Genomic DNA, 13,101 nt, shown 5'->3' on the forward strand with positions numbered 1-13,101 from the left:
CACCAGACAACAGCCATCCCCACACTGTAACTCTTTCTAATACTAGTTTGCCCGTACCATACTCACGGTTTTTACGCGCTGTAAAGATAACAAATTTCATTATAAAAAAAATCCCCCTGACTATTTGAATAGTCAGGGGGATTGATATTCTCACACTATTGCTCTCTATCATTAGAGATTAGAACTGATAAAAAGAATGCGAAACATGCCGAAGAAAGGCTTATTGCAAAAACTCACTTAGGCGTTGCGAAAGATATGTAAAACGCTTCTGCATTTTATTATTCTTAATTGCCATCGTTAACGCTTTCGATGCTCCTACAAGAATAACAAGCTTTTTCCCTCGGGTAACACCAGTGTAAATTAAATTACGCTGTAACAGCACATAGTGCTGAGTAAGAACAGGAATTACCACCGCCTGATATTCTGAGCCCTGTGATTTGTGAATAGAAATAGCGTATGCAGGAACCAGTTCGTCAAGTTCATTGAAATCATAGATAACATTCTTTTCATCATCGAACCGGACTGTCAGCTTCTTTTCCTCAGTATTCACAACGCAGATGCGCCCAATATCTCCGTTAAACACATCCTTGTCATAGTTATTACGCAGTTGCATTACCTTGTCATCAAGGCGATATTCACGATCACCTCGTTTCAAACACAACGGCTGCGGGTTCAACGCCTGCTGCAACAAATGATTCAAGTTACCGGAACCGGCTGAGCCTTTATGCATTGGTGTCAGCACCTGAATCTGATCAATCGGGTCAAATCGAAAACGGCGCGGGATATGGTTCTTTACCAAATCCACAATCATAGCTGCGCAACGTTCCGGATCATCCTGTCGAATAAAGTAAAAGTCCGACAACCGCTCTTTTGATGATTCCAAAAACGGTACTTCACCCGCATTAATTTTATGTGCATTGGTGATAATGTCCGATTCCTGAGCCTGACGGAAAACTTCGTGCAACTCCGTCACATCAACAACGCCAGACGAGATTACGTCCTTAAGTACGTTACCCGGCCCTACAGACGGCAACTGATGCACGTCACCTACAAAAATTACTGTCGCACCGAGGGGGATAGCCTTCAGCAGATGAAACATCAGCATGGTGTCCATCATGGATGCTTCATCAATAACAATCAGACTGCATGCCAGCGGGTTATTCTCGTTACGTTGAAAACCATCTTCACGTGGAGAATACTCCAGCAAACGATGGATGGTTTTCGCTTCCACGCCGATTGTTTCAAACATACGTTTCGCTGCACGCCCTGTAGGAGCACACAGCAGAATCTTTGCTTTAAGCTTTTTGTATGCCTGTACGATGGCCTTTGTAATAGTGGTCTTACCTGTACCGGGACCACCTGTAAGTACCATCATTTTAGTACGTACAGCCATGTGTACTGCTGCTAACTGCTCTTCTGCCAAATCAATCCCGAGACCTTCTACAACCTCGTCAACAAGTTCATCAGGATCCTTGATAAGCACTGTTTTCGGAGAACCAAGAATCTTTTTGATGTATGTTGAAATGCCGGTTTCATAGGCATAAAAACGGCTACGGTACACAGCAACCTGACCGTTGGAAAGCTCTTCGACAACAACACGTTCTTCACGTTCCAACGTGTCGATAGCATCTTCAACAAGATCGGCTCTAATATTCAGCGTATCGGATGTCTTAGTCACCAGCGCATCAAGCGGGAAATACACATGCCCTTCATCTGATGTTTTGGTGAGCATGTACAGTGTCCCCGCCTCTGCACGCAGGGGGGAATCCACATCGAACCCGATTTTCTGTGCAATGGTATCAGCAGTGACAAAACCAATGCCGTTTATGTCCATTGCAAGACGATACGGGTTTTCCTGAACAACACTCAGTGCATGTTTTCCGTAGAACTTATAAATACGCACTGCATATGCGGTAGAAACACCATGCGGTTGCAGAAACATAATAAGGTCACGGATACCGCGATGCTCTGACCATGCTTCCTGAATACCTTTTGCCGTACGCTTACCAATACCTTTTACTGTTGAAAGGCGCTCCGGTTCGTTATCCAGAATAGCAAAGGTGTCCTCACCGAAAGCATCAACAATGCGTTCTGCCGTCTTAGGACCTACGCCTTTAATAAGACCAGAAGCAAGATAATGGCGAATGCCCACCACACCAGCCGGTAAGCTGGTTTCATACGTAAGCATTTTAAACTGACGCCCGAACTTGGCATTCTCCACCCACTCGCCGGTGAGTTTCAAAGAACTCCCCACTTGAGGGTCTGCCATGTTCCCCACAACAGTGTAGTTGTCACCTGCTGTAGTTTTAAACCTGAGCACAGAATAGCCGTTCTCTTCATTATGAAAGACTATACGTTCAAGTGTACCATCCAGACTGGCAACATTCTGGCCATTATTATCGATAGGTAAGGTAGGTTGCATGTGGCTCATGTACTGACAGTTACATTATTCGTCAAACCCTCTAGGTTCTACAACGCCTGAAATAGGCGAAAAAAATTGCTTACCTTGCTGCAACAGTAAGTCTGCAAGAACAAGCGCGACCATAGATTTCAATACAGGTACTACACGCGGGATTGCACAAATATCATGACGTCCTTTAATCTGCATTGTGCATGGCTCACCGCTGCGGGTAATCGTATGCTGCTCTTTAGCAATAGACGGAATAGGCTTGATTGCCGCACGGGCAATTACCGGCATGCCATTAGAAATACCACCAAGGATGCCGCCACAATTGTTTGAAGTAAATCCATTAACGTCCATGCCGTCATTGTTCTCACTTCCCAACATACGCGCTGCTTCAAAACCTTGCCCGATTTCCACGCCCTTTACAGAGCCGACACTCATAAGAGCATGAGCAAGCATGGCATCAAGTTTATCAAACACAGGCTCTCCAAGTCCGGCAGGCACGCCCACAGCTTCAATCTGCACCACACCGCCAAGCGTATCGCCATCTTTTTTCACAGCCTTCACACGCTCATTCCATGTGTCAACGACAGCATCTTCCGCCGCAAAGTATGGGCGCTTCTGAGCACCGGCTGCATCAATTGAAGTCACAGGAATACCGCCAAGCTCTACTGTATATGCATTCACACTAATACCTTGAGTTGCAAGCAACTGCATAGCAACTGCACCACCAGCAACACGGCTTACGGTCTCACGTCCTGAAGAGCGCCCGCCACCACGGTAGTCTCTAAAACCATATTTTTGATCGAACCCGAAATCTGCATGACCGGGGCGCCATTTCTCAATGATATCACCGTAATCACGTGAACGTTGGTCTGTATTCTCTACAATAAACCCGATAGGTGTTCCAGTTGTCTTTCCCTCGAACACGCCGGAAAGAATGCGTACTGCATCCTCTTCCTTCCGCGCAGTAGCAGCAATGCCACCCTGCCCCGGTTTACGTAAATCCAGTTCACGCTGAATGTCTGCCTCAGTTAATACAATACCGGATGGGCAACCCTCAATTGTGCCGCCCAAAGCCGCACCGTGGGATTCGCCAAACGTACTTAAGCGAAACAGGGTGCCGAACGTATTACCGCTCATAATCAGGCTCCTTACTAAATAATCGTCATTGGTTGCCGTTCAAACAAAAGAAAAGGGAATCTTTCATTATGAAAAATTCCCCCTTTATATACAGAAAAATTGTTCTTAACGAATTACAGTTACAGGACACTCTGCAAGTTGCAATACTCTATGCGTTGTGCTGCCAAGGAACAAGCCTTTAATATCTGAATAGCCACGGGAGCCCATGATGATCATATCGCAGTCTTCCCCTTTTGCCACTTGTAGAATGGCATCTTCAGGAGTTCCACCTAAAACCATATCTGTAACCGGTACATGTGCTTTAGAGAAAATCTCTTTATACGGCTCAAGCAATGCTTGTGCATGCCCATCAAGATCCTTAATCGCTTTTTCGTATAACTCTTTACTTAACAGAGAAGTTACTTCCAGGCGACAAGTGAGCAATACAACAGATGCACCGACCATGGGTGCGAACTCTGCAGCATATTCAACAGCTTTTAGGGAAAAGTCTGAGCCATCTACCGGAACAAGAATCTTTTCGATCTTCATATTGCTCTCCTCGCGTCATGTTAGGAAGATATTTTCATTAATTATGATTATCTAACTATGAATCTGGTTTCGTTTCAAGTAGTTCCACGATGTTATCAATAATTTCTTCCACAGTCTGCGTTCCATCCACCGTTATCTGGGCAGATTCCATATACAAATGCATACGCTCTGCAAGTACTTCCGCAATTTCATCAATAAGAGATTTTCCTGTCAAAGAAGGACGCTGCTTATCTAGCGGGTCTACACTCAGGCGCCGTGCAAGCTCAGCAGGAGGTACGTCGATAAAAACAACCACTCCATGCTCGCGCATAAATGAACGGTTCTGCTCCCGCAACACCATGCCGCCACCAGTGGCAATAACCAGCGTATCTCCTTCAGTAGCCTTAATAAGCGCTGCAGACTCATAATCCCTGAAAACATCCCAGCCCTCAGCTTCGACAATATCCGCAACGCTCTTTCCCTGCATTTCACACAATAGAGCGTCTGTATCAGTAAAACGACTCTTCAACCGCCTAGCAAGTCCTACCCCTACAGAAGTCTTACCGCACCCGCGAGAGCCAATCAGATATACCCGTTTTGAATATTCCACGGTAACTTACCTGCTGTATGTTATGTGCTTTGCGATTGCATGCTTCAGCAACTCTGCTGCATTTCCTTCCACAGAGTTATACGCAAGGGGCAACGTTGTCCAACCACCTGCAGCCAAAGGAATTTCAAACGCTGTGGCGATATGGAGCAGTACACGGTTATACGCATCATGCACTTCATCCTGACATTTAAGCGTGTATTTTACGCTTGAAGAATTTATTCTGCACAAAAATCTAAAAGTCTTCGAAACCCACGTACGGCAAACCATCGGACGAGCCTCATAACAGGCACACTCATTGTTCAGCAAAAACGGACAAGGTGCATTCAACTTTTTAGCCAATGCCCCCAACTCGTCCCACTTGTCTTCCTGTAATGCCTTCCATAAAATCGGCTGCTGTGGCGCAAAGTTTTTCTGCCATCTTGGGAATCCCTGCTCGAAAGCAGTAACGATATCCTCACCCTCCATATAATGGATACAAGCTACCGCCTCAAATATATCCATAAAGATTGGCTGTGAACAACAGTAGCTGCACCCTTTTTTACACGTCTGAGTGTTTTTGGGCACTTCCTGCTCAACACAATCATCAACATATTTCCAAAAGCCACGCATCATTGCAGCAATACTGCCCGCAGCCTCTTCGGGAGTTTCAAAAAGTAATTCCGGCAAGGATCTTGAATCACTAAACAGCGCGTTGAAAGTTTCCTTGCGAATAATCCGTTCTTTTTTTGTTTCTAAAACCAAAATGTATCCTTATCCGTATATAATCTAACAAAAGCTCACCCATCTATTACGACATAACAGAGCCATATTATGACCATTATCGTCAATAATCAGAGCTGTAACATCACCTTTTCGGTAAAAAAGGGCTTATGGTTCGGACTTTGAACTCAAAATATTCCATGCTACAGAAACTAACCATACACTGTACTGGAGGAAGCAATTGACTGTCAGAAACATTACCCAGATTCTATCTGCCCTACTTATTATAACCACACTTTTCTTTGCAGGGTGCAGCCAGTCTCCCCCACCGCCTGAACCTAGTGATCCGGTTAAAGAACAACCGGAGGGTGCGCGCTTCATACAGCTTAGCGACACAGAAGCCTGTAGTGTGAGTCAAACTCTCACAATTGGCAAACAAGGAATGCACTCTTGGATGGATTTTGCGCCAGCTCTTGAGCGTTCTGCCAAATATGTATCCAGAAAGCCGCAGTCCAAGTTAGCACTTAATAAATACGGACTGAAAGTAACATGGAAAACACTCGCCACGTCCATTGAGCGGTTACAACTGCTGTTACCGAAGCTGGATTCCAACCCGGAACTTCTGGCGCAGCATTTTATATTCTACAGAATCGACGCAGATCCGTTGTTTACCGGCTACTATGAACCGGCCTTACAGGCGAGCCTTGTAAAAAAGCCAGGTTATGCATATCCGCTGTACTCTAAGCCTGCAGACCTTATGACTCTTAACCTTGCAGACTTTCACCCACGCTGGAAAAGTCAGCGTGCGTACTATCGTATTGAGTCCGGTAAAGCGGTTCCCTATTACGATAGGAAATCCATTGACATGAAAGGGGCACTTGAAGAACGCAATCTTGAAATTGCATGGGCAAAAGACCCGCTTGATATCTTCTTTTTACAGATTCAAGGCTCCGGTAGACTCATTCTGGAAGACGGCTCCACAAAGCACATCCTGTATGCCGGTAAAAACGGGCATAAGTATGTTTCATTGGGACGTGTAATGCGCGATAAGGGGCTGCTGCCTAAGGATGGTATCTCCATGCAGGCAATCCGGAAGTACTTTGATGAAAATCCTGAAGAGACCTACAAGCTTTTGGCCACCAACCCAAGTTATGTATTCTTCAGACTTGCAGACAACGGCCCATACGGCTCCATGGGGCAGCCTCTTACACCACGTGTATCACTGGCAACAGACCCGTCTTTCATTCCTCTGGGAAGCATGTTCCTTTTTGATGTGCCACTACCAGAAAAAGACGAAAAAGGAGCCTTCCAATATGGCGACAGCCTTAAAGGACTGGGACTTGCACAAGACACTGGCGGCGCCATTAAAAAACACCATTTGGACTTCTTCAGCGGCTACGGAGAAGATGCCACGTGGATTGCAGGTCACATGAATACAAAAGGGGCGGTATGGCTTCTTCTGCCAAAATAACCTCACCAACATACCGTTAGTTAAAAAGGAGAGCATATGCTCTCCTTTTTTTATGACAGGTGTTGTCTTTGCAACAGACTCTTGTGTTTGATTATTGCAGGGTTATTTTTTGTGAAAGCACCTACGATATACCAACGTGCATTCACAGTGAAAAAGGAGGAGGAATGAAGCGAGATTGGGAGTACCGCTTTTTATTATTCCTGGCTTGGTAAAGTGCTGTACCAATACTCCCTTGCAGTTAGGAGTTGCCATGAGCTCTGAAAGAAGAAAACCGTCACTGTTATGGGCTCTTCTCACCTTTTCCCTTCCCGTTGCCGTTATTCTATACGGAACTGTAATAATTGGAGTTCGACCTCCGGTTCTACCATTACTGGTAGCCGTTGTGCTTGCCGGAATTATGTCATTACGAATCGGCTATTCCTGGGAAGAATTGCAAGAAGGCATGCTCTCTGCTGTCGGGCGTATCCAACTGGCAGTTGCTATTTTAATGCTTGTCGGAATGATTATTCCGGCATGGATGGCATCCGGTACAATTCCTGCGATTATCTATTGGGGGTTAAAGTTCATTACTCCTGAGCACTTTCTTGTTTCAACCTTTGTTCTGTGCGCCGTTGCCTCTCTCGCCACCGGTACATCATTCGGAACCATGGGCACCATCGGCGTTGCGCTGCTCGGTGTTGGTGGAGCCATGCAATTTGACCCAGCATGGACAGTAGGGGCAATTGTCTCTGGGGCCTACTTCGGCGACAAAATGTCTCCTGTATCTGACTCGACCAATATCACCGCAACGGTATGCGGCGTTCCGTTGTTTACACACATCTCCTCCATGCTCTGGACAACCGTTCCTGCAGCCATCATCACCCTGCTCGGCTACTGGTTGCTGGGTTCCACACACACCGGAGATTCGGGCAGTGTTGCCAATATCAATGTCATACTCAGCAACTTAGAGGCATCATTCAACCTGTCCCCTGTTGTATTCATTCCACCTGCATTAATGATCATTTTCGCGTACAAGCGCCTGCCTGTACTACCTGTTATGGTCATCTGTCTCGTGAGTGCTCTTGCTATCGCCCTCTTTGAAGGCTCCACCATTGCAGAACTCGCAGGACAAATGACCCGTGGTTACAAAGCTTCCACTGCCTCACCGGAACTGAACAAACTTCTTTCCCGCGGTGGTCTTATGAGCATTATGGTCACAATACTCCTGCTCACAAGCGGAATGGCCTTTGGTGGTATTCTTGAAAAAGCACGCGTTCTTGAAGTGTTGCTTGATGCAATGCTGCGCGGTGCAAAATCTGCCACCAGCCTTGTAGGCGCGACTCTTGTTGCAGCTTATATCATCCTCCTCGGCACAGGCAGCCAAATTCTTGCTGTTGTTGTTCCGGGACGAGCCTTCAGCAATTCATATGAAAAAGCAGACATCGCTCCGCAAGTACTTTCCCGAACCTGTGAAGATTCCGGCACTCTCGGCTGTCCTCTGGTTCCATGGAGTGTACATGCATTCTACATCCTTGGTGTCCTTGGCGTAAGCGCAGTCGACTTTCTGCCATACGCATTTTTCAACTACACCATTCCACTTATCTCCATGGCATGCGCTGCCACTGGATTCGGAATTTTCAATACCAAAGGCGAAGCTGTCCGCCCTCTCGTCCTGAGTAAAGACAGCACCACAGCATAATTGTTAAAGGATTTATCATGCCCCGAAAAAATATAAAAAACGTTGTCTTCATCATGCTCGATACGTTGCAGTTCAACTACCTTGGTTGCTACGGAAACAAAGAAGTAAAAACACCTAATTTGGATAAATTTGCAGAAAAGGGATTTCTCTTTGAAAATGCATACAGTGAAGGACTCCCTACCATCCCTGTACGCAGAGCGTTGATGACCGGACGTTTTACATTACCATATAGCGGCTGGCGCCCTCTCACCACAGAAGACACTACGATCACTGACTTGCTCTGGTGTCGAGATGTGCAGACAGCCCTTATCTACGATACCCCGCCAATGCGATTGCCGAAGTACGGTTATTCACGCGGCTTTGACTATGTCCGCTTCTGTAACGGACATGAATTAGACCACGAAACATTCAGTCACGTTCATCTTGATAAAAAATTCAAAGGGGAAGATTACCTTTCTCCAAACTGGCTCAAAAAAAATGAAGACGGCGAATATGATGAATCCAGCAAATCATTAATCAGAGAAGCTGAATGTTACCTGCGCCAACGTCAAAACTGGCAGTCAGATGCAGACAACTACGCTTCAGTCGTTATCTCAGAAGCCGATAACTGGATTAAAGAAAAACGCGACCCGAACCGTCCCTTCTTCCTCTGGCTTGATTCATTTGATCCACATGAGCCGTGGGATCCACCTTCTGTATGGGAAGAAAGACCATGCCCGTACAACCCGGACTACAAAGGGAACCCGCTTCTCCTTGCACCATGGACAGAAATCGACGGAGTAATGACAGAAGAAGAGTGTGAACATATTCGAGCACTGTACGCTGAAAAAGTAACACTCGTGGACAAATGGCTTGGCAAGTTATTTGATTCATTGAAGGCTCAGGGACTATGGGAAAAAACCATGGTTGTCGTTACCTCAGATCACGGGCAACCTATGGGATCCGGAGAGCATGGCCACGGCATCATGCGTAAATGTCGTCCATGGCCCTATGAAGAGCTTGTTCACGTTCCTCTTATTGCCCACGTGCCAGGTCTTGAAGGCGGAAAACGCATCAGCAGCTTTGTCCAGAACGTAGATATTACAGCTACAATTCTCGACGCACTTGGTCTTAGCGAATCAGATGCCCTTGAAGAAACCGGACATGAAGGCATTAACACCTTCGATGCTGATGAACTCCAAGGTATGAGTTTACTGCCGGTAATGCGAGGCGAAACCGACAAGATTCGTGACTTTGCAATCGCTGGTTACTACGGTATGTCATGGTCGATAATAACCCATGATTACAGCTATATTCACTGGTTACAAAAAGAAATTGATACAGATTCCATGAATAAAATCTTCTACGACGGTTCAGGCTCAGGCGGCAACGCCGGAGAACAATCTGCCAAGTTGGAAGTGAAAGAAGAAATGTGGACATGTGTTCCAGGTGCTGAAGTTTCTATACCGCAATCCGATGAGCTTTATGATCGAAAAACAGATCAGTTCCAGTTAAAGAACATCATTGATACAAATCCGGAGAAAGCTAAAGAGCTTCTACAACAACTTAAGCTGCATATTGGCGAACTCCGAACAACATAATTAATAGATAACGAGAACCGAATCGGCTCTCCTGTATTGAAAAGGACGAATCATGATTGCACACGATGTTGACGAATTCTGGCGAGTTCACGTTGATAGCCACGCCTGGGAGCAGGTATTGCACCTCGGAAGGAAAAAAGAATTCAAGCATGGTGAAGTTATCATTAATGCAGGAGAGCTGGTTCAGGAGCTCTGCTACTTGCAATCCGGTGTTGTGCGTATGAAGCGCACGTCTTGGGATGGTGCGGAAAAAATCATCATGCATATTGAACAGAACTCGTTATTCAGCGAGGCTCCGTTCTTTATTAACAGGCCAATACGTAGCTACTTTTCCTGCTATCAGGACGCTACCGTCTATTTCTTTTCCAGGAAAACTGTTGAGACTATGCTCCCACAGTATCCGGAAATTGCAAAAGATATCATCCGGACACTTTCGGAAAAATTAAGCGTACTTAGTAACCAGACTGCATCTCTTGGTTTGGATTCGCTGGATCAAAGAATCATCAAATTTATTCTTCTGCGCTACAATTCTACGCCATTACATGCTAATGAAGTAATTTCACTGGGCTCGTTACGCATGAAGGATATTGCCAGCATACTTGGTGCGCATAGAGCAACGCTATACAAGTCACTCAAGGAACTTGAAAAGGCAAAGCTCATTAAAGTGCTACCTAAAAACAAGGTGCAAATTCTCGACATAGAAGGACTTGCTGCCCTTGTTTATGAATAATCTTTGGAGACATTACTATGAGTGCTATTACCCCAATTCCTAATGAGCATATTGAAAACTTTTTCGCATCTCTTACCGATGCAATTCTGTTCTTTCATAAGGAACAATGCCCACACTGCAAAAATATGGAAAAAGTTTTGGAAAAGTTTTCAACCAAAACACCTTCTGTAGAATTTTTCAGCATTGATTGTGAAAAACACCCTGAATTACAGGAAAAGCTCTCATTCTACCGTGTTCCAACAATAGCTTTTGTCCGCAACGGTGAAGTCATAAAAGTTCATACCGGTCTCATGAACCCGCGTGAACTCAAAACTCTTTACACTTCCCTGTAAATTCTGCTGGTTGAGAAGTTATGAATACAACATATGATTTAATTATCCTTGGTGGAGGGGTCGCAGGCATGACCTCTGCCATTTACGCTGCCCGCGCCAACCTGCGTGTTCTCATTCTTGACGAAAATGCATGCGGCGGTCTTGTAAACTGGACAAAAGTTATCGAAAATATGCCATCCTACACCAGTATTGGTGGAATGGAATTAGTCGAACGAATTCAGGAGCAAGTAGAAGCTCTCGGTGTCGACATAGAAGAAGCAGCCTGCATTGATTCTATAGACCTTACTGGTGAAGAAAAAGTCATAGAAGCAGATGACATTGTCTACAAAGCTAAAGCTGTAATAGTTGCAACAGGCCGTAAGCCAATCCCTCTGGAAGTGGCTGGTGAGTGCGAGAATGTCCATTTCTGCGCTATCTGTGACGGTGCCGCTTACAAAGACAAAAAAGTACTTGTTGTAGGTGGCGGAAACAGTGGATTTGATGAAGGCATTGCTCTGCTGGATCAAGGAATCAAAGAGTTATTACTTATTGAACAAATGGACAAATTTTTCGCAGCACAACACACTCAGGACGAATTAACTTCTCGGGACAACGCCAGAGCTATACTTTCCACTGAAGTAACAGCAGTTAACTGTGAGGAAGCGTTACAATCTGTGACATTACGAAATGTCGCAACAGGTGAATCCACCGAATATAAGTGCGACGGTATTTTCGTCTTTATGGGACAAAAACCGGGCACTGAAATCTTCGAAGGACAACTGAAGATGGATAAAGATGGCTATATTGAGACAGACGAGCTCATGGCTACATCACTCACAGGGGTTTTTGCTGCCGGAGATGTTCGTCCAAAAAAATATCGTCAAATTACAACTGCTATGGGTGATGGTACTATCGCTGCCCTTGAAGCAGAGCGCTACATACGCAGCCTTGTAGAGTAGCATATGACTACACTCCAGATAACAGTTCTGGATCCAGACACAACGCAAGCACAGATTACTGCTAGGCACCTCAGAACCATTTTAAAATGTGAAGGGCTGTCTGCCAGTGTCCAAGAAGTCACCTGCTATCTTGAAATCTCACGACGAGGCTTAACCGACAAAACCCCCGTCATTTCAGTTAACGGGCAAAACTTTCAATGCAAAAATCTTAGCACAACCATACTCGACCAGTTTGTGCTGTGGCTTTCACAAAAGCTTAATTACTAAATATGCACCTCCAGAATATCTCAATAATATTCTGAGGTAAGATGTCTGTGTTATAGAGTTTGTTCCCACCACAGATACCTTACTACCTAAAAGCGCTTATCTTCGGATAAGCGCTTTTTTTACACTCATACAACCAGTACATCGAAAAAGTTAAAAACAGACATGAAGAGCTGTTTTGAAGCATTAATCACGGCATTAATATGGAAGGCATCGAGCTTTCAATGGGATCATACGATTTCGGAAGATCATTCAACAAATACCGAAATAGACAACGCGGGAAACATTCGAAAAATGAAGAAGCAACTCAAGTCATTTCTAAGATGCCAATCACTAATTGGCTATATCCTCAGAGGCGTACGTGTTGGAAGAAAAACTAGGAGTTTGATATACAATCACTCCTCTAAAAATCTCGCCCCAGCGATATCTCCTCTAAAAAAGGCTCGCCTGTAAAATACAGCAAGCTATTGAAAGGGCTTTGCCTTAATAATGGCTAGTTATCACCTAAGGACAATAAACAAGTTTAAAAGCAAAAAGTGCCTGTAAGTTTTAGAAACTAGCAGGCACTCTCACGTTCACTACAAGCAATCTTTCAAACAAAAAAAGACCGCGTTTCGCTTGAAACGCGGTCTAGAAATAAATCTTGGCAGCGACCTACTTTCCCACAGGCTCCCCTGCAGTATCATCGGCGATGGTCGGCTTAACTTCCGAGTTCGGAATGGGATCGGGTGTACCCCAACCTCCA

11 protein-coding genes and 1 rRNA gene are annotated in these 13,101 nt (G+C 45.2%); 6 read left to right on the forward strand and 6 right to left on the reverse strand.

Going from position 1 to position 13,101, the window contains the following annotated elements; all coding sequences use genetic code 11:
- Positions 1 to 220: 220 nt before the first annotated feature.
- The 5 genes from recD2 to BUR09_RS14055 form a co-directional block, all read right to left on the reverse strand.
- Positions 221 to 2,422, reverse strand: coding sequence for an SF1B family DNA helicase RecD2 (gene recD2, locus BUR09_RS14035; protein WP_074217558.1), 2,202 nt, complete (start codon positions 2,420 to 2,422; stop codon positions 221 to 223).
- Positions 2,423 to 2,446: 24 nt separating this feature from the next.
- The gene (gene aroC, locus BUR09_RS14040) at positions 2,447 to 3,547 is read right to left on the reverse strand and encodes a chorismate synthase (RefSeq protein ID WP_074217559.1); all 1,101 of its coding nucleotides are present in this window, start codon (positions 3,545 to 3,547) and stop codon (positions 2,447 to 2,449) included.
- Between the two features lie 105 nt (positions 3,548 to 3,652).
- A complete protein-coding gene (locus BUR09_RS14045; protein ID WP_074217560.1) occupies positions 3,653 to 4,075 on the reverse strand; it encodes a universal stress protein in 423 nt (140 codons plus the stop codon).
- Positions 4,076 to 4,130: 55 nt separating this feature from the next.
- On the reverse strand, positions 4,131 to 4,664 hold the full coding sequence (aroL, locus tag BUR09_RS14050; protein ID WP_074217561.1) for a shikimate kinase AroL: 534 nt from the start codon (positions 4,662 to 4,664) through the stop codon (positions 4,131 to 4,133).
- A 6-nt stretch (positions 4,665 to 4,670) separates the two neighbouring features.
- Positions 4,671 to 5,405: a YkgJ family cysteine cluster protein gene (locus tag BUR09_RS14055; RefSeq protein WP_074217562.1), complete on the reverse strand. Its 735-nt coding sequence runs from the start codon at positions 5,403 to 5,405 to the stop codon at positions 4,671 to 4,673.
- 199 nt (positions 5,406 to 5,604) lie between these two features.
- Between BUR09_RS14055 and mltA the strand changes: the two genes are divergently transcribed.
- The 6 genes from mltA to BUR09_RS14085 all read left to right on the forward strand — a co-directional run bounded on the left by mltA (position 5,605) and on the right by BUR09_RS14085 (position 12,092).
- Positions 5,605 to 6,834, forward strand: coding sequence for a murein transglycosylase A (gene mltA / locus BUR09_RS14060; RefSeq protein ID WP_084539502.1), 1,230 nt, complete (start codon positions 5,605 to 5,607; stop codon positions 6,832 to 6,834).
- A 250-nt stretch (positions 6,835 to 7,084) separates the two neighbouring features.
- A complete protein-coding gene (nhaC, locus tag BUR09_RS14065; RefSeq protein ID WP_074217564.1) occupies positions 7,085 to 8,512 on the forward strand; it encodes a Na+/H+ antiporter NhaC in 1,428 nt (475 codons plus the stop codon).
- A gap of 17 nt (positions 8,513 to 8,529) precedes the next feature.
- Entirely contained in the window at positions 8,530 to 10,092 is a 1,563-nt protein-coding gene (locus BUR09_RS14070; RefSeq protein ID WP_074217565.1) for a sulfatase, read from the forward strand.
- A gap of 52 nt (positions 10,093 to 10,144) precedes the next feature.
- Positions 10,145 to 10,822, forward strand: coding sequence for a Crp/Fnr family transcriptional regulator (locus BUR09_RS14075; protein WP_074217566.1), 678 nt, complete (start codon positions 10,145 to 10,147; stop codon positions 10,820 to 10,822).
- A 17-nt stretch (positions 10,823 to 10,839) separates the two neighbouring features.
- Positions 10,840 to 11,154, forward strand: coding sequence for a thioredoxin family protein (locus BUR09_RS14080; protein ID WP_074217567.1), 315 nt, complete (start codon positions 10,840 to 10,842; stop codon positions 11,152 to 11,154).
- Positions 11,155 to 11,174: 20 nt separating this feature from the next.
- Positions 11,175 to 12,092, forward strand: a complete 918-nt coding sequence (locus tag BUR09_RS14085; RefSeq protein WP_074217568.1) for an NAD(P)/FAD-dependent oxidoreductase — start codon at positions 11,175 to 11,177, stop codon at positions 12,090 to 12,092.
- A 905-nt stretch (positions 12,093 to 12,997) separates the two neighbouring features.
- Here the strand turns inward: BUR09_RS14085 and rrf are convergent.
- A 5S ribosomal RNA gene (rrf, locus tag BUR09_RS14095) occupies positions 12,998 to 13,101 on the reverse strand; the annotation flags it as partial.

The sequence above is a fragment of the Halodesulfovibrio marinisediminis DSM 17456 genome, assembly GCF_900129975.1.
GTDB classification, from domain to species: domain Bacteria; phylum Desulfobacterota; class Desulfovibrionia; order Desulfovibrionales; family Desulfovibrionaceae; genus Halodesulfovibrio; species Halodesulfovibrio marinisediminis.